This is a genomic window from Pseudonocardia wallangbongensis (assembly GCF_054486945.1).
In genome coordinates this window covers 823,869-840,873 of sequence record NZ_JBRERS010000002.1, presented here as the reverse complement: position 1 = coordinate 840,873, position 17,005 = coordinate 823,869, and the positions used below count along the sequence as shown (strand labels likewise).

The window sequence follows — 17,005 nt, the reverse complement described above, 5'->3', positions numbered from 1 at the left end:
TGGACACGTCATCCGCGATTCCCCCGACCCGTCGAGGAGCTGCTGCGTGCCCGCGTCCCCGAGCCGTTCGTACCGGGTCGAGATCCCCGTGCCGGCCCGGGTCGTCGTGCTCGTGTCGGGCACGGGTTCGCTCCTGCAGGCGCTGCTCGACGCCGCCGCCGAACCCGGTTACCCGGCGCGGGTGGTGGCCGTCGGGGCCGACCGCGACGGCATCGAGGGCCTCGCCCGCGCACGGCGCGCCGGTGTCGCGACGTTCACGACCCGGGTCCCCGACCACCCCGACCGGGCTGCCTGGGACGCCGCGATGGCCGAGGCCGTCGCCGCGCACCGCCCCGATCTCGTGGTGAGCGCGGGCTTCATGAAGATCCTCGGTCCGGGTTTCCTCGCGGTCGTCGGCACCCCGATGATCAACACTCATCCCGCGCTGCTGCCGGCGTTCCCCGGCGTCCGCGGCGTGGCCGACGCCCTGGCCTACGGCGTGAAGGTCACCGGCGCCACGGTGCACATCGTCGACGACGGCGTGGACACCGGCCCGGTGCTCGCCCAGGGCGCGGTGCCCGTCGAGCCCGGCGACACCGTCGACACGCTGCACGAACGCATCAAGATCGAGGAGCGGCGGTTGCTGGTCGGCGCCGTCGCCGCGCTGGCCCGGGAAGGGGCCACCGTGACCGGACGAGAGGTGACCATCCCGTGAGCGAGCTTGCGAGCGAACCATCAGCGCTGAGTGAGCGCAAGCCGGTGCGGCGAGCCCTGATCAGCGTCTACGACAAGGCGGGTCTCACCGAGCTGGCCGCGGGCCTGCACGCCCTCGGCGTCGAGATCGTCTCCACCGGCACCACGGCGCAGCGGATCGCCGACGCCGGGGTGCCCGTCATGCCGGTCGAGCAGCTCACCGGGTTCCCGGAGTGCCTGGACGGCCGGGTGAAGACGCTCCACCCCCGGGTGCACGCCGGCCTGCTCGCCGACACGGACAATCCGGCGCACGTGGCCCAGCTCGAGGAGCTCGAGATCGCGCCGTTCGAGCTGCTCGTGTCGAACCTCTACCCGTTCACCGAGACGGTGGCGTCGGGGGCCACGCCCGCCGAGTGCGTCGAGCAGATCGACATCGGTGGGCCCGCGATGGTCCGCGCCTCGGCGAAGAACCACGGCAGCATGGCCGTCGTCGTCGAGCCCGCGCGGTACGAGTGGGCGCTCGAGCAGGTCAAGAACGGCGGCTTCGAGCTCGAGGACCGGCAGCGGCTCGCGGCGGCGGCGTTCCGGCACACCGCCACGTACGACGTCGCCGTGGCGTCCTGGATGGGCAACGTCCTCGCGCCCGAGGAGGAGGGGGCGTTCCCCTCCTGGGTCGGTGCCACCTGGGACCGCGCCTCCACCCTGCGCTACGGCGAGAACCCGCACCAGCAGGCCGCGTTGTACGTCTCCGGCCGGCCCGGCCTCGCGGCCGCGGAGCAGCTGCACGGCAAGGAGATGTCGTACAACAACTACGTCGACGCCGACGCCGCCTGGCGCGCCGCGCACGACCACGACGCTGCGTGCGTCGCGATCATCAAGCACGCCAACCCGTGCGGCATCGCGGTCGGTGCGGATGTCGCCGGGGCGCACCGGCTGGCTCACGCCACCGACCCCGTCAGCGCGTTCGGGGGTGTGATCGCGACGAACACCGAGGTCAGCGTCACGATGGCGGAGCAGGTCGCCGAGGTGTTCACCGAGGTCGTGGTCGCGCCCGGCTATGCGGACGGTGCGCTCGAGGTGCTCACGCAGAAGAAGAACGTCCGGGTGCTGCGGCTGCCGGCCGCCGTCGAGCGGCGGGGCGCGGAGCTGCGGCCGGTCTCGGGCGGCCTGCTGGTCCAGCAGCGCGACGCGCTGGACGCCACCGGGGACGATCCCGCCATTTGGACCCTCGCCACCGGCGAGCCGGCGCCGGCCGATGTGCTTGCCGACCTGGCGTTCGCGTGGCGGGCCTGCCGGTCGGTGAAGTCGAACGCGATCCTGCTCGCGTCCGGCGGCGCCGCCGTCGGGATCGGGATGGGACAGGTCAACCGCGTCGACTCGTGCCGGCTCGCGGTGCAGCGCGCCGGTGACCGCGCCCGCGGTTCGGTCGCGGCGTCCGACGCGTACTTCCCGTTCGCCGACGGCCTCGAGGTGCTGCTCGAGGCGGGCGTGCGGGCCGTCGTGCAGCCGGGTGGTTCGGTGCGCGACCAGCTGTCGATCGACGCCGCGGCCGCGGCGGGCGTGTCGATGTACTTCACGGGCACCCGCCACTTCGCCCACTGAGAGCCTTGAGCGGCCCGCGCATCTTCCAGTAGTATCGAACACGCGTTCGAATTGCCGCCTTCCCCGCGGCTTGGATGTTGGGGAGGCGTGTGTGGGTGCACCTGTTGTCGCTGATCGGCTCGAGCTCGCCCGCGGGCTGCTGCGGCGCATGGAGGACCGGTCGGCGGTGGTCCGGCCGGCGCCCGAGCCCGACGGCCGGGTGCTCCCGGTGGCCGAGCCGCTGGCGCGGCTGCTGCCCGCGGGTGGGCTGCGGCGCGGGTCCACGGTCGCCCTCCCGCGCGCCCCCGCCGCCACGTCGTTGCTGCTCGCGCTGCTCGCGGAGGCGTCGGCCGACGGGGCGTGGGCGGCCGTGGTCGGCCGGCCTGGGCTCGGGCTGGTGGCGGCGGCCGAGGCCGGGGTGCGGCTGGAACGGCTCGCGCTGGTCCCCGAGCCGGGGCCCGACCTCATGGCCGTCACCATCGCCCTGATCGACGGGATGGACGTCGTGGCGGTGGCGGGCGCGGAGCGGGCCGGGGTGCGTGCGGCCGAGCGGCAGCGGCTGGCCGCACGGGCCCGGCAGCGGGGCGCGGTACTGGTGGCGTTCGGGGCATGGCCGGGTGCCGACCTGGAGCTGAGCTGCACCGACGCCGGCTGGCAAGGGCTGGGGCCCGGGGCCGGGCGGCTGAGGGAGCGGCAGGTGCGGCTGCGGGTGCGCGGGCGGGGTGTCGCACCCGGTGGGCGGTCGGCGGGGCTGCTGCTGCCGGCGCCCGGGGGTGCGGTGGCGGCGGTCCCGGAGAGAGTCGTACCCGCGGTCGCCGTGCCGGACATCGAGCAGGTGGCCGGATGAGGGCGGCCGGCACGCATGACGGCGCCGAGCCGGCCGGGGCCGCGCGCGTGCTCGCGCTGTGGTCGCCCGACTGGCCGGTCACCGCGGCGGCCATGGCGGCGCACGTCCCACCCCACCGGCCCGCGGCGGTGGTCGTCGCCAACCGGGTGCTGGCGTGCTCGGCGGTCGCCAGGGCGCAGGGGGTGCGGCGCGGGTTGCGCAGGCGGGAGGCGCAGGCGCGGTGCCCCGACCTCGCGGTGCTCGATCGCGACCCCGACCGCGACGCCCGTGCGTTCGAGCCGGTCGTCGCCGCCGTCGAGGAGCTGGCACCGGGGGTGGAGGTGGTCCGGCCCGGGCTGGTGGCGCTGGCGGCGAAGGGGCCGGTGAGCTGGTTCGGCGGGGAGCAGGAGGCCGCGGAGGCCCTCGTCGACCAGGCCGCCGCCCGCGCCGCCGTCGAGAGCCAGGTGGGGGTGGCCGACGGGCTGTTCGCCGCGGTGCTCGCGGCCCGGCGGGCCCTGGCCGTCGCACCGGGCGACACCCCGGCCTTCCTGGCCCCGCTCGGTGTCGAGGAGCTGGACCGCGAGCCCGACGTCGACCGCTCCGAGCTGGTCGGGCTGCTGCGCAGGCTGGGGCTGCGCAGCCTGGGGGCGTTCGCCAGGCTCGACGCCGAGGACGTCGCCTCCCGGTTCGGGGCCGACGCCGTGCACTGCCACCGGCTCGCCCGCGGCCTCGACCCGCGCCCGCCGGTGCGCCGCGCCCCGCCGGAGGAGCTCACCGTCGAGGTCGAGCTGGACCCTCCCGTCGACCGGGTCGATGCCGCCGCCTTCGCCGCCCGCGCGCTCGCCGAGCGGCTGCACCGCACGTTGGCCTCGCACGGCCTCTCGTGCACCCGGCTCGGGGTCGCCGCGCACACGGTGGGTGGGGAGGAGCTGCACCGGATCTGGCGGTGCGCCGAGCCGCTCACCCCGGCCGGCACCGTCGACCGCGTCCGGTGGCAGCTGGACGCCTGGCTCACCCGGCGCCGCCGCTCCGGGGACGTGCCGGACGACGCGGGCGGCGCGGTGGCCCGGCTCCGGCTCGTCCCGGAGGAGACCGTCACGGCGGGTGCCCTGCAGCTGGGCCTGTGGGGTGACGTCGGGGAGGCGGGGGAGCGCGCCGGGCGAGCGCTGGTGCGGGTGCAGGCGCTGCTCGGACCGGAGGCCGTGGTCACCGCCGTGCTGGTGGGCGGGCGGGACCCGGCGGAGCAGGTCCGGTTCGTCCCGTGGGGCGACGACCGGGACCTGGGCCTCCCCGCTCCCGGCACCGAGGTGCACGAACGGCACCCTCGTCCCGCTCTATCGGACAAGAGTGCCGTTCGTCCAACGGGTGAGGTGCGCACGTGGGCGAGTTCCGGGCCGCTCGTCGCGCCGGCCGGCTGGCCGGAGGACGTCGTGCGCAGCACCGGCCGGGTCTCCGCGGCCGACCTGCCCGAGGCGGAGCGCATGCGCACCACCAACCGGCGGCGGCGGGTCCCGCCGCCCCGCCGCCCCGCCGGCCGCGCCGCGCCGCGCGAGCCACCGCCGTCGTGGCCGGGTCGGCTCCCCGCACCATCACCGGCCACGGTGCCGCCACAACCCCTCCCGGCCGAGCTGACCGGCGCCGACGGGAGCCCGGTCCTGCTCCGCGCGCCCGACCTGCTCTTCGGGCTGCCGGCATCCGTCGCGGTCGACGGCGGTGATCCGCGGCAGGTGCAGGGGTGGGCCGGGCCGTGGCCGGTGCGGCAGCGCTGGTGGGCGGCGGGCAGTGCGGAGGCCAGCCGCCTGCAGGTCCGCCTGCGGGATGGCGAGGCGCTGCTGCTCCTGCACCGGGAGGGGAGGTGGTGGGTCATCGGCGAGTACGACTGACCCCGGCTTGCGCAGCGCCGTCACCGGCGACTTCACACACCTGAGACCGACTTCGCACAGGGCCGGCCTGGGGCCGGCCTTGTGCGAAGCCGGTCCGGGATGTGTGAAGCGGCCCCTCTCGCGGCTGGTCAGCCTTTCGCGAGCTCGTCCGTCGAGAGCGCGAAGCGGGCCACCGTGGCGGCGAGGGCGTCGACGTTGCGGTCGAGCGCGGTGCGGTCGAGCGTGTCCAGGCGGTCGCAGGCCTGGTGGTAGCAGGGGTCGTACGCCTCGCCCCCGGTGCCGCCCCAGCGTTGCGCCTCCTCGGCCGACTTGGTCTCCTCCGCGCCGGTGAACAGCCCGCCGGAGGGGATGCCCCGCTCGATGAACGGGCCGTAGTCGGAGCGGCCGCTGAAGTCGGTGCCGGCTGCTTGCACACCCGCCGTGGCCAGGCCTTCCACGAGCGCGCGCTCGACGGCGGCCGAGCCGGGCGGGCCGGGGCCGTCCCCCTCGTGGTCGGAGTCGTCGCCGTCGTAGACGAGGTAGCCGGTGTTCGGCGAGGCGACCATGTCGAGGTTCAGGTAGAGCGCGATGCGGTTGCGTTCCTCCTCGGGGAGCCCCTGCACGTACGCGGTCGAGCCCACGAGCCCGACCTCCTCGGCACCCCAGAAGGCGAACCGCACGGCGTTCGTCACCGGCGGCGTCGCGCCGAGGTGGACGGCCGTCTCCAGCAGCGTGGCCACGCCGGAGCCGTTGTCGTTGATGCCCGGCCCTTCGGGCACGGAGTCGAGGTGCGCGCCCGCGACGACCACCTCGTCCGGGTTGCCGGTGCGGGTCTGGGCGATCACGTTGCGGCTCTGGGTCTCCTGGGTGGTGGTCACCAGCGTCAGCGTGACGGGTGCTCCGGCCCGGCCGGCCAGCGCGTCGCCCGCCGACCGGGACACGCCGCCGGTGGGCACCACCCCGGTCGCGGCCTCACCGAGGGTGCCGTCCTCCAGAGGCTCGTCCTCGTTGTTGATCACGATGAGGCCGGTGGCGCCGGCCGTGGCGGCGTGCGTGGCCTTCTGGGCGAACGTGCACGTGCCCCGCCGGACGAGGGCCACGGACCCGGGTGTCACGGCCGAGGCGTCGGCCGGGTTGCAGCCCTCGCCGACCATCAGGGTGAGGGGCCCGGTGACGCCGCCCTCCGGCGTGGTCGGCGAGAAGGTGAGCGCCGAGACCGCCACCGGCCCGCCACCGACCACGAGCTGCTCCCGCTGCGCGTCGAACCGCCGTGCGGTGAACGTCGGCGTCTGCACGTCGTAGCCCGCGCCGCGCAGCACCCCGGCGACGTGGTCGACGCTCGCGTCGTAGCCGGGCGTGCCGAGCGCCCGGTTGCCGCCGTGCGTGTCGGCGATGCGCTGCAGCTCGGTGAGGTGCGTCAGCGCGCCGTCCCCGGTGACCTGCTCGACCAGCCGGGACGGCAGGGCCGGATCGGGTGCCGGCGGCGCGGGTGGGGTGGCGCCCGGTGCGCCGCACGCCACCGCCGTGATCGCAACGAGTACCAGGGCGCGCACGGTCCGCATGCGGGGCAGTCTGCCTCTTTCAGGCCACGGGCGGGGGAGGTTCCGCCGCCCCCGTCATGATCGCCACCGCTTCGGTCATCGTGTGCGACTGCGGGGTGATCACCGTGGCGCGGCGGCCGAGCCGCTGGATCTGGATCCGGTCGGCGAGCTCGAACACGTGCGGCATGTTGTGGCTGATGAGGATCACCGGCAGGCCGCGGTCGCGGACGTCCCGGATGAGCTGCAGCACCCGGTTGCCCTCCTTGACGCCCAGCGCCGCCGTCGGCTCGTCGAGGATCACGACCTTGCTGCCGAACGCGGCCGACCGCGCTACGGCCACGCCCTGCCGCTGCCCACCGGACAGGCTCTCCACGGCCTGGCCGATGTTCTGCAGCGTGGTGATGCCGAGGTCGGTCATGTGCCGCTTCGCCTCCGACCGCATGTGCTTGCGGTCGAGCATCCGGAACACCGAGCCGAGGATCCCGGGCTTGCGCTCCTCGCGGCCGAGGAACAGGTTGTCGGCGATGTCGAGGCCGGGCGCGACGGCGAGGGTCTGGTAGACGGTCTCGATCCCGGCGCGGCGGGCGTCCATCGGGCTGCGGAAGTGCACCGGTTCGCCGTCGAGGAGGATCTCGCCGGCGTCCGGGATGAGCGCCCCGCACAGCGCCTTGATCAGGCTGGTCTTGCCGGCGCCGTTGTCCCCGATGATCGCGAGGATCTCGCTGGGGTAGAGCTCGAGGTCGCCGCTCGCGAGCGCCGTGACCGGCCCGTAGCGCTTGACGAGGCCGCGTGCCTGCAGCACGGGCTGCTCGGTGGCGGTCATGAGCGGACCTTCCTGATCCACTGGTCGATGGAGACGGCGACGAGCACCAGCAGGCCGATCGCGAAGCCCTGCCACACGACGTCGACGCCGCCGAGCTGCAGCCCGTTGCGGAACACGCCGACGATGAGCGCGCCGATCAGCGTGCCGAGCACGAGGCCGCGGCCGCCGAAGAGGCTGGTGCCGCCGAGCACGACGGCGGTGATGGAGTCGAGGTTGTACTCGATGCCGACGTTCGGGCTGGCCGACGCGAGCCGGCCGATCAGGATCCACGCGCCGATGGCGTAGATCACCCCGGCCACCACGTAGACGGAGAACCGCACGTGGTTGGTCCGGATGCCGGCCAGCCGGGCGGCCTCGATGTCGTCGCCCGTGGCGTAGACGTGCCGGCCCCACGCGGTGTAGCCGAGCGCGTAGTAGAAGAGCGCGAAGAGCAGCAGCATGATGATCGACCCGTAGGTGATCCGGAAGTCGCCGATCGGGAACGTGATGCCGGTCCACGTCAGGATCGACGGCATGTCCGTGCCGCGGACGGTCTCGCTCTTGGACACCACCGAGTTGAGCGAGAAGAAGATCGAGAGCGTGCCCAGCGTGACGATGAACGGTGGGAGCGCGATCCGCGTCACCAGGAAGCCGTTGAAGGCCCCCATCGCGGTGCCGCACACGATCCCGAGCACCAGTGCGAGCACGCCGGGCATGCCCAGGTCGGTGGCCAGGTTGGCCATGATGATCGAGGAGAACACGGCGATCGCGCCGACGGAGAGGTCGATGCCGGCGGTGAGGATCACCAGCGTCTGGCCGAGCGCGAGCACCGCGATCACCGTGACCTGCTGCATCACGAGACCGAGGTTGGCCGCTGTGAGGAAGCGGTCGCTCACCAGCGAGAACGCGATGATCGCGAGCAGGAGCACGGCCAGCGGGCCGAGGATGGGGCGGGCGTGCAGGACGTGCTGCAACCGCTGCAGGGGCGTGTCGGCCCGCCGCTCCTCGAACCCCTGGGGCGGTGGCGCGGCCGCGGTGGCGACCGGGCCCCGGCTGTCGTCGGACATCCGATCAGCCCCAGCAGTTCTCGAGACCGAACGCGGTGTCCTGGGACTCGATGCCCGGCTGCGGCTCGTCGGTGATGAGCGTGACGCCGGTGTCGGTGAAGTCCTTGCCCGAGGTGGGCTGCGCCTCCGTGCCGCTGCTCGCATGCGCGGCGAGTGCCTCGACGCCCAGCGACGCCATCTTCAGCGGGTACTGCTGCGACGTGGCCCCGATGATCCCGGCCTTCACGTTGTCGACGCCCGGGCAGCCGCCGTCGACGGAGACGATCTCGATGTCGTCCTGGCGTCCGGCGGCCTTGATCGCCTCGTACGCGCCGGCAGCGGCCGGTTCGTTGATCGTGTAGACGAGGTTGATCGTCGGGTCCTTCTGCAACAGGTTCTCCATCGCCGTGCGGCCGCCCTCCTCGGCGCCGTCGGTGACGTCGTGGCCCACGATGCGCGGGTCGGACTCGTCGCCGATCTGCTCGGGGTCGCCCACATCCATGCCGAAGCCCTGCATGAATCCCTGGTCGCGCTGGACGTCGACGGTGGGCCGGTTCGGCGACAGGTCGAGCATCGCGATCCGGGCCTGCTTGCCCTCGGCCTCGAACTTCGACTTCGCCCACTGTCCGATGAGCAGGCCGGCCTGGAAGTTGTCGGTGGCGAAGGTGGCGTCGGCGGCGTCCGGCGGCTCGGTCTGGGTGTCGAGCGCGATGACGTACAGGCCCTGCTGCCGCGCACGGTCGAGCGTGGGCACGATCGCCGCCGAGTCGTTCGGCGTGATCAGGAAGCCGGCCGCGCCCGCGGAGATCAGGGTCTCGATGGCCTGCACCTGCGTCTCGTTGTCGCCGTCCTGGCGGCCCGCGAAGCTCTGCAGCTCGACGCCGGCCGCGTCGGCCGCCTGCTGGGCGCCTTCCTTCATCTTGACGAAGAACGGGTTGGTGTCGGTCTTCGTGATGAGGCCGACGACCGGCTTGTCGCCGTCTCCTCCGCCGCCCGGCTCGGATCCGCCACCGCACGCGGTGAGCGCGAGGGCCGCCACGGCCCCGATGGCGAGCGCGGTGGCCCGCCTGCGGGCCGTTCCTGCCTGGTTCATCGCAACGACCTCTCGTCAGCGTCGACGTGGGGGACAACGTTGTCGGAACTGTGGCGTCCGACACCCTCCCGCCACAAGGGTGTTTCCAACATCGACCAGTAACGAACAGGTCACGCTGACAACGATGTCAAGGCGGGAGGACGATGCTGCGAGCGTGCAGACCGTCCCGGCGCCGCGCCGCCGCCCGACCATGCGTGACGTCGCTCAGCGCGCCGACGTCAGCCTCAAGACGGTCTCGCGAGTGGTCAACGACGAGCAGGGGGTCTCGACCGCCCTCGCGGTCCGGGTGCGGCGGGCGATCGACGAGCTGGGCTTTCGCCCGCACCACGGTGCCCGCCTCCTGCGCACCGACGGCCGGACGTCGGCGATCGCACTGCTGCTCGAGGACGTCGCCAACCCGTTCTCGGCGGCCGTCCAGCGGGCGGTGGAGAACGAGGCGCGCGAGCGGGGTGTCGTCGTGTTCTCCGCGAGCATCGACGAGGACCCGGCGCGGGAGCGGGCGCTGGCCCGCGAGTTCGGCGCGCGGCGGGCCGACGGGCTGCTGCTCGCGCCGGCCGGCGACGACCAGTCCTACCTCGCGGACGAGCTCCCGTCGGGCACCCCGGTGGTCTGCGTGGACCGGGAAGCGAGCAACCTCGCCGTCGACTCCGTGATCACCACCAATGCGCTCGGTGCGGCGGAGGGCGTGCGGCACCTCGCCGCGGCCGGGCACCGGCGGATCGCGTTCCTCGGGGACCGGCGCTCGATCCGCACCGCCGAGCACCGCTATGCGGGCTACCGCGACGCCCTCGCGTCGCTCGGCCGGCCCCTCGACCCCGGCCTCGTGGTGCACGACCTGCGGGAGTCCGCCGACGCCGACGGCGCCGTCACCGCCCTGCTCGCCGGACCCGACCCGCCCACCGCCCTGTTCACCGCGCAGAACCTGATCACGATCGGCGCGGTGCGGGCGCTGCGGCGGCTCGGTGCGGAGTGGTCGGTCGCGCTCGTCGGGTTCGACGACGTCCTGCTCGCCGACCTGCTCTCGCCCGGCATCACCGTGGTGGCGCAGGACCCGGCCGCGATCGGACGGACGGCCGCCAACCTGCTGTTCGCCCGCATCAGCGGCGACACCAGCCCGCCCGCGGTCCGCTTGGTCCCGACGGCGCTGATCCGCCGCGGCTCCGGCGAGATCCGCTCCCGCTGAACGCTGGCGTTCCCGTCGGCGGCAAGGTTTAGCGTCGTCCTCGTGCGGATCGGTGAGCTGGGCCGCCGCGCCGGGGTGAGCCCCCGGACGCTGCGGCACTACGAGGAGATCGGCCTGCTCGCGGCGCGGCGGCGGGCCAACGGCTATCGCGACTACGACGAGCGCGACGTGGCGCTCATCGCCGAGATCCGGTCGCTGGTCGACCTCGGGTTCGCGCTCGAGGAGACCAGGCCGTTCGTCGAGTGCCTGCGTGCCGGCAACCCGACGGGCGCGAGCTGTGCGGACTCGCGCGCCGTGCAGCGCCGGAAGCTGGCCGAGGTGGACGACTGGCTCGCCCGGCTGCACGCCGTGCGCCGCGAGCTCGTCTCCCAGCTCGGCGACCCGCCCGTCCCACGATGCTGCTTCTTCTCGGAGGAGAACTGATGATCATCACCGTGTCCGACGGCACGTTCGACGAGCTGGTGCTGCGCGCCGAGCTGCCGGTGCTGCTGGACTTCACGGCCGACTGGTGCCCGCCCTGCAAGATGATCAAGCCGGTGCTGCACGAGCTGGCCGAAGAGCTGGCGGGACAGCTGGTCGTCGCCGAGCTCGACGTCGACACCAACCCGCGCACCGCCCGGGCCGCGGGCGTGCTCGGGATGCCGACGCTGAACCTCTACGTGGGTGGGCGGGTGGCCACCCAGGTCGTCGGGGCGCGGCCGAAGGCGGCGATCATGCGGGCGATCGCCGAGCACCTCCCGGTGCCTGCCTGAGGGCCAGCACCTCGGCGGCGAGCTCGGCCACCGGCCGGCGACCGTCGAGCACGAGGGTGTCGCGCGGCAGCAGCGCCCGGGCCGCGGCGCACCGGTCGATCTGGGCGACGCCCCAGGCCCGGACCCGCGCCTCGCGCGCGGGGTCACCGGGGGCGTGGACGCGCACACCGATGCGCCGGGCCAGCTCGTCGGCGGGGACGTCCAGGTAGACGTGCTGGAGGACGATGCCGCGCCGGCGCACCGCGGTGAAGATCTCCTCGGCGTAGCCGGCCTCCACCAGCGTCATCGGCACGAGCAGCGGGCGTGCGTACTCCTCGACGAGCCCGATCGCCATGGCGGCCACCTGGGTGCGCCACAGCGGGAGGTCCTGGAAGTTGCCGGTCGGCACCTCGACGATCTCCCGCAACACGTAGCCGATGTGTTCCGCGTCGAACACGAGCGCCTCCGGCCACTGCCTGTGCAGCTCCGCCACGAGGGTCGTCTTGCCGCTGCCGAACGCGCCGTCGATCCAGACGATCATCCAGGCAGCCTGGCAGCCCCGAACTCCGTCGCGGCGGCGGGGCGCGCTCGCTACGGTCCGCGAGGTGGAGCTCCCGGACGTCGTGCGGGCCAAGGCCGTGCAGGCGGGTGCCGCCGACGCGATCGCTCGCATCTGAACCGCAGCAAGGTGGCCATGCTCCGGCTCAACCGCAGTATGGCCACCTTGCTGCGGTAGGGGCGAGGGCCCGTGCCTCAGGGCGTGAGGCGGTGCAGGTCGCGGGGGAACAGCGTCGTCCGCCGCACGTTGTCCGCTTCCACCAGCCGCGCGACCCACCGCTCCAGCCCGATGGCGAACCCGCCGTGCGGCGGCATGCCGTGCCGGAACGCCTGCAGGTACGGCTCGTACGCGTCGGTGGCCTCGCCCCGTTCCGCGAGTGCCCGGGCGTAGTCGGCGTACTCGTGCAGCCGCTGGCCGCCGGTCACGAGCTCCAGGCCGCGGAAGAGCAGGTCGAAGGAGTTGGTCGAGCGCGGGTCGCCCGGCTCCGGGTGCGTGTAGAAGGGGCGCTTGCGCGCCGGGTAGCCCTCGACGGCCACGAAGTCCGAACCGTGCTCCTGGAGCGCCCACCGTCCGATGCGCCGCTCGTGCTCGGGTGCCAGGTCGGGCTCGTCCGGGTCGGCGCCGACGAGCGCGAGCGCGTCCCGGAAGTGGATCACCGGTAGTCGCTCGGGCACCTCCGGTAGGTGCGCACCCGCCCGGTCCACCGCGCCGCCCGCGTCGGTCCGGATCGTGTCGACCATCCCGGCGAGCACCTCGCGCAGCACGGCGAGGACGTCACGGTGGTCGTCGATGAAGCCCAGCTCGACGTCGAGCGACACGTACTCGGCGAGGTGCCGGACCGTGTCGTGGGGTTCGGCGCGGAAGACCGGGCCGACCTCGTAGACCCGCTCGAACACCCCCACCATCATCTGCTTGTAGAACTGCGGCGACTGCGCGAGGAAGGCGGGGCGGCCGAAGTAGTCGACGGTGAACACGTTCGCGCCCGACTCGGTGGACCCGCCCACCAGCTTCGGGGACTGGATCTCGGTGAACCCGCGCTCGTCCAGCGTGCGGCGGAACCCGCGCAGCGACGCGGCCGCCAGCTGCCAGGCGGCCGCCTGCGTCGGATGGCGCCATGTGACCGGCGCGTGGTCGAGCAGCGTGGGCAGGCCGGCGGCGAGGGTCGGGCGCCACAGCTCCACCGGCGGCGGGGTGGCCGAACCGAGCACGGTGATCCGCGGGTCGGTCAGCTCGGCGCCGCCGGGAGCTTTCGGGTTCGCGACCACGGTGCCCTCGACGGCGACGACGGTCTCCTCCCCGATGGCGTCGAGCAGCCTCCCGTCCGTCACGACCTGGGCGAGCCCGCTGCGGTCGCGGATCACGAGGAACGCGACCCGGGACAGCCGCCTGCGGCGGTGGACCCATCCCCGCATCGTGACGCGCTGCCCGATCCGTCGTGGTAGGTCTGCGGTGAGCGTCCTGGACATCGGTGCCTCCTCGGTGGTCTCCCCCGGGAGGTGTGGGCGATCGGGTCGCTCGCGGTGCCACCACACCTTCACCGACCGCGCAGCGGCCGGCCTCGTCGTGGTCGATGACGGTGACCGGCCGGGCGGCTCGGGGGTCGTCACGCCCGTCGTCGCCGCTGCCGCGGAAGGTAGCGGCCGGGGTTCGGCGGAGCACCGGGATTTCGCCGTGACCGGGGCACCACGCACCGTGGTGTGACCGATTCGCCTGGTCGGGCGGTTGAGATGATCTCGAACAGCTGTTCGACTGTCGGTGTGGGCTGGAACAACCCGGATGTCCCGTGGCACGAGCTGGAGGCCGCGCTGTCGGGCCGTGCGTGGAACGGCGGCAGCCTCAGCGGCGGGCCGGAGGCCGACGGCGGCGACAGCCCGGCGTGGTCGCGCAAGCGGGAACCCTACGTCGCCCCGCCGGTCGGTGAGCCGGGTGAGCGCGTGCCGTACGCCGAGCTGCACTGCCACTCCAACTTCAGCTTCCTCGACGGCGCGAGCCACCCCGAGGAGCTGGTGGAGGAGGCCGCGCGGCTGGGCCTGGACGCGATCGCGCTCACCGACCACGACGGCATGTACGGCGTGGTGCGGTTCGCCGAGGCCGCCGCCGAGCTGGGCGTCCGCACCGTGTTCGGCACCGAGCTCTCGCTGGACCTCACCGCCCCGCAGAACGGCGTGGCCGACCCGGAGGGCAGCCACCTGCTGCTGCTCGCCCTCGGACCCGAGGGCTACCGCGCGCTCTGCCGCACGACCAGCACCGCCCAGCTGCGCGGGCAGGAGAAGGGGCGGCCGGTCTACGACCTCGACGAGGTGGTGGCCGACACCGCGGGGCAGGTCCAGGTGCTCACCGGCTGCCGCAAGGGCGGCGTGCGCCAGGCGCTGCGCTCCGGCGGGCGCGACGCCGCGGGCAAGGAGCTGCGCCGGCTCGTCGAGCGGTTCGGGGCCGACCACGTGGCCGTCGAGCTCACCCACGCCGCGCTGCCCACCGACACCGAGCTGAACGACGTGCTCGCCGAGCTCGCCCTCGACGCCGGGCTGCCCACGGTGGCCACCACCGCGGCCCACTACGCCACCCCGCGCCGGTTCCCCCTGGCCACGGCGCTGGCCGCGGTGCGGTCCCGGCGCAGCCTCGACGAGGCCGACGGCTGGCTCCCGCCCGCCGGCACCGCCCACCTGCGCTCCGGCGCGGAGATGGCGGCCCGGTTCGACGCCCGCCACCCCGGCGCGGTGGCGCGGGCGGCGGAGATCGGCACCTCGTGCGCGTTCCCGATCCGCCTCGTCGCGCCGGACCTGCCCCCGTTCGACGTCCCGCCGGGGCACGACGAGGCGAGCTGGCTGTGGGAGCTGGTCCAGCGCGGGATGATGACCCGCTACGGCAGCCACGCCGAGCACCCCGAGGCCGTCGAGACGATCCGGCGCGAGTTCGAGATCATCGAGAAGAAGAACTTCCCCGGCTACTTCCTGATCGTCCACGACATCGTCGAGTTCTGCCGCCGGGTCGACATCCTCTGCCAGGGCCGCGGCTCGGCCGCCAACTCGGCCGTCTGCTACGCGCTGGGCATCACCAACGTCGACGCCGTGGCGATGGGGCTGCTGTTCGAGCGGTTCCTCTCCCCGGCCCGGGAGGGCTACCCGGACATCGACCTCGACATCGAGTCAGGCCGCCGCGAGGAGGTCATCCAGTACGTCTACGCCAAGTACGGGCGCGGGTGCGCCGCTCAGGTGGCCAACGTGATCACCTACCGGCCCCGCTCGGCCGTCCGCGACATGGCGAAGGCGTTCGGGTTCTCGCCGGGCCAGCAGGACGCGTGGAGCAAGCAGATCGAACGGTGGGGCGGCCCGGTCGCCGACGCGCCCGCCGGGATCCCCGACCAGGTGGTGGGGCTGGCCAACGAGCTGCTCGGCTTCCCGCGCCACCTCGGCATCCACTCCGGCGGCATGGTCATCTGCGACCGGCCGGTGTCGGAGGTGGTGCCCGTCGAGTGGGCGCGCATGCCCGGCCGCACCGTCGTGCAGTGGGACAAGGACGACTGCGCGTACGCGGGGCTCGTCAAGTTCGACCTGCTCGGGCTGGGCATGCTCACGGCCCTGCACCTGATGCTCGACCTGGTCGAGGAGCACCACGGGAAGACGATCCGGCTGCACGAGCTGCAGCCCACCGACCCGGACGTCTACGCGATGCTCGCCCGGGCCGACTCGGTCGGGGTGTTCCAGGTGGAGTCGCGGGCCCAGATGGCCACCCTGCCCCGGCTGAAACCGCGGAAGTTCTACGACCTGGTCGTGGAGGTGGCGCTGATCCGGCCCGGCCCGATCCAGGGCGGCTCGGTGCACCCCTACGTGCGGCGCCGCAACGAGCTGGAGGAGTGGGACTACGACCACCCGCTGCTCAAGGGCGCGCTGGAGAAGACGCTGGGTGTGCCGCTGTTCCAGGAGCAGCTCATGCAGATCGCCGTGGACGTCGCAGGCTTCTCCGCCGCCGACGCCGACGAGCTGCGCCGCGCGATGGGCGCCAAACGCTCGGAGGAGAAGATGGAGCGGCTGCGCGACCGCTTCTTCGCCGGCATGGCGACCAACGGCATCACCGGCGAGACGGCCGACGGGATCTTCCGCAAGATGATCGCGTTCGCCAACTTCGGCTTCCCGGAGAGCCACGCGATCAGCTTCGCGTCACTCGTCTACTACAGCGCCTGGTTCAAGCTCTACCACCCGGCCGCGTTCTGCGCGGCGCTGCTCAACTCCCAGCCGATGGGCTTCTACTCGCCGCAGTCGCTGGTGGCCGACGCGCGCCGGCACGGGGTGCTCACCCGCGGTGCCGACGTCAACCTCGGGCGGGCCGAGGCGATCCTTTCGCCCGACCCGCTCTCCACCGGCGGGCAGGCCGTCCGGCTCGGGCTCGCCGAGGTGCGCGGGATCGGCATCGAGCTGGCCGAGCAGATCGACGCCGAGCGCGACCGGGGCGGGCCGTACCGCGACCTCGCCGACCTCGCCCGCCGCGTCCGGCTCACCGTGCCGCAGGCCGAGGCGCTCGCCACCGCGGGCGCGTTCGGCAGCTTCGGCATCGACCGCCGCTCGGCGTTGTGGGCCGCCGGGGTGGTCGCGGCCGTGCGGCCCGAGCAGTTGCCCGGCACCGCCGTCGGGCTGGAGGCGCCCGCCCTGCCCGGGCTCACCGACGTCGAGCTCACCGCCGCGGACGTGTGGGCCACCGGCGTCTCGCCCGGCACCCACCCGATGCAGCACCTGCGCGAGAAGCTCGACGCCCTCGGCGCCGTCCGGATCGACGCGCTCGACGCCGTCGGCCGCACCGTCCCACCCGGCGACCCGGAGCACGTCATGCCGCGGGTGCTGGTCGGTGGGCTCGTCACCCACCGGCAACGCCCCGCCACGGCCCGCGGCGTCACCTTCATCAACCTGGAGGACGAGGGCGGCATGCTCAACGTCACCTGCTCGGAGGGGCTGTGGGCGCGCTACCGCACGGTGGCGGTCAGCAGCACGGCGCTGCTCGTGCGCGGGCGGCTGGAACGCAGCCCCGAGGGCGTGCTCAACCTGGTGGCCGACCGGCTGCAGAGGCTGGCCCTCACGGTGGCGGTGAAGTCGCGCGACTTCCGCTGACCCGCCCGTG

The 17,005-nt window shown here is 73.9% G+C and carries 14 protein-coding genes; 8 read left to right on the top strand and 6 right to left on the bottom strand.

Annotated elements, in window-relative coordinates; all coding sequences use genetic code 11:
- Positions 1–46 precede the first annotated feature (46 nt).
- The 4 genes from purN (at position 47) to ACU436_RS10340 (ending at position 4,962) form a co-directional block, all read left to right on the top strand.
- Positions 47–694: a phosphoribosylglycinamide formyltransferase gene (purN, locus tag ACU436_RS10355; protein WP_459023966.1), complete on the top strand. Its 648-nt coding sequence runs from the start codon at positions 47–49 to the stop codon at positions 692–694.
- Positions 695–720: 26 nt separating this feature from the next.
- Complete coding sequence (gene purH, locus ACU436_RS10350) at positions 721–2,274, top strand: bifunctional phosphoribosylaminoimidazolecarboxamide formyltransferase/IMP cyclohydrolase (protein WP_459024326.1); 1,554 nt, start codon at positions 721–723, stop codon at positions 2,272–2,274.
- Between the two features lie 91 nt (positions 2,275–2,365).
- Entirely contained in the window at positions 2,366–3,100 is a 735-nt protein-coding gene (locus ACU436_RS10345; RefSeq protein ID WP_459023965.1) for a hypothetical protein, read from the top strand.
- A complete protein-coding gene (locus ACU436_RS10340) occupies positions 3,097–4,962 on the top strand; it encodes a DNA polymerase Y family protein (protein WP_459023963.1) in 1,866 nt (621 codons plus the stop codon). Before ACU436_RS10345 ends, ACU436_RS10340 begins: the two co-directional genes overlap by 4 nt.
- A 128-nt stretch (positions 4,963–5,090) precedes the next feature.
- On the opposite strand, the gene ACU436_RS10335 is transcribed toward ACU436_RS10340, so the two are convergent.
- Genes ACU436_RS10335 through ACU436_RS10320 form a run of 4 tightly spaced genes read right to left on the bottom strand, consistent with a single transcriptional unit; the run spans position 5,091 to position 9,423 of the window.
- Positions 5,091–6,503: a M28 family metallopeptidase gene (locus ACU436_RS10335; protein ID WP_459023961.1), complete on the bottom strand. Its 1,413-nt coding sequence runs from the start codon at positions 6,501–6,503 to the stop codon at positions 5,091–5,093.
- 19 nt (positions 6,504–6,522) lie between these two features.
- Positions 6,523–7,305: an ATP-binding cassette domain-containing protein gene (locus ACU436_RS10330; RefSeq protein WP_459023959.1), complete on the bottom strand. Its 783-nt coding sequence runs from the start codon at positions 7,303–7,305 to the stop codon at positions 6,523–6,525.
- Positions 7,302–8,351: an ABC transporter permease gene (locus ACU436_RS10325; RefSeq protein ID WP_459023957.1), complete on the bottom strand. Its 1,050-nt coding sequence runs from the start codon at positions 8,349–8,351 to the stop codon at positions 7,302–7,304. Before ACU436_RS10325 ends, ACU436_RS10330 begins: the two co-directional genes overlap by 4 nt.
- A 4-nt stretch (positions 8,352–8,355) precedes the next feature.
- Positions 8,356–9,423 carry a substrate-binding domain-containing protein gene (locus tag ACU436_RS10320; protein ID WP_459023956.1) on the bottom strand — a complete coding sequence of 356 codons (1,068 nt, stop codon included), beginning with the start codon at positions 9,421–9,423 and terminating at the stop codon, positions 8,356–8,358.
- Between the two features lie 154 nt (positions 9,424–9,577).
- Between ACU436_RS10320 and ACU436_RS10315 the strand changes: the two genes are divergently transcribed.
- From ACU436_RS10315 to ACU436_RS10305, 3 genes are read left to right on the top strand one after another with little or no spacing between them, the layout of a single operon-like run.
- Entirely contained in the window at positions 9,578–10,606 is a 1,029-nt protein-coding gene (locus tag ACU436_RS10315) for a LacI family DNA-binding transcriptional regulator (protein WP_459023954.1), read from the top strand.
- A gap of 42 nt (positions 10,607–10,648) precedes the next feature.
- Complete coding sequence (locus ACU436_RS10310; protein ID WP_459023952.1) at positions 10,649–11,029, top strand: MerR family transcriptional regulator; 381 nt, start codon at positions 10,649–10,651, stop codon at positions 11,027–11,029.
- Positions 11,029–11,358 (top strand): thioredoxin family protein, encoded by a 330-nt coding sequence (locus tag ACU436_RS10305; protein ID WP_459023950.1) that lies wholly within the window; start codon positions 11,029–11,031, stop codon positions 11,356–11,358. Before ACU436_RS10310 ends, ACU436_RS10305 begins: the two co-directional genes overlap by 1 nt.
- Here ACU436_RS10305 and ACU436_RS10300 read toward each other — a convergent pair.
- Positions 11,318–11,878, bottom strand: a complete 561-nt coding sequence (locus ACU436_RS10300) for an AAA family ATPase (protein WP_459023948.1) — start codon at positions 11,876–11,878, stop codon at positions 11,318–11,320. The two genes, ACU436_RS10305 and ACU436_RS10300, sit on opposite strands and share 41 nt — an antisense overlap.
- A 212-nt stretch (positions 11,879–12,090) precedes the next feature.
- On the bottom strand, positions 12,091–13,362 hold the full coding sequence (aspS, locus tag ACU436_RS10295; RefSeq protein ID WP_459023946.1) for an aspartate--tRNA(Asn) ligase: 1,272 nt from the start codon (positions 13,360–13,362) through the stop codon (positions 12,091–12,093).
- A gap of 291 nt (positions 13,363–13,653) precedes the next feature.
- Between aspS and ACU436_RS10290 the strand changes: the two genes are divergently transcribed.
- Positions 13,654–16,995 (top strand): error-prone DNA polymerase, encoded by a 3,342-nt coding sequence (locus tag ACU436_RS10290; protein WP_459023945.1) that lies wholly within the window; start codon positions 13,654–13,656, stop codon positions 16,993–16,995.
- Positions 16,996–17,005: the final 10 nt, after the last annotated feature.

Coding starts and splice junctions, on each gene's coding strand:
- ACU436_RS10320 (WP_459023956.1), bottom strand. CDS start 9,423: ATGAACCAGGCAGGAACGGCCCGCAGGCGGGCCACCGCGCTCGCCATC.
- ACU436_RS10330 (WP_459023959.1), bottom strand. CDS start 7,305: ATGACCGCCACCGAGCAGCCCGTGCTGCAGGCACGCGGCCTCGTCAAG.
- ACU436_RS10300 (WP_459023948.1), bottom strand. CDS start 11,878: ATGATCGTCTGGATCGACGGCGCGTTCGGCAGCGGCAAGACGACCCTC.
- ACU436_RS10305 (WP_459023950.1), top strand. CDS start 11,029: ATGATCATCACCGTGTCCGACGGCACGTTCGACGAGCTGGTGCTGCGC.
- ACU436_RS10340 (WP_459023963.1), top strand. CDS start 3,097: ATGAGGGCGGCCGGCACGCATGACGGCGCCGAGCCGGCCGGGGCCGCG.
- ACU436_RS10325 (WP_459023957.1), bottom strand. CDS start 8,351: ATGTCCGACGACAGCCGGGGCCCGGTCGCCACCGCGGCCGCGCCACCG.
- ACU436_RS10335 (WP_459023961.1), bottom strand. CDS start 6,503: ATGCGGACCGTGCGCGCCCTGGTACTCGTTGCGATCACGGCGGTGGCG.
- aspS (WP_459023946.1), bottom strand. CDS start 13,362: ATGTCCAGGACGCTCACCGCAGACCTACCACGACGGATCGGGCAGCGC.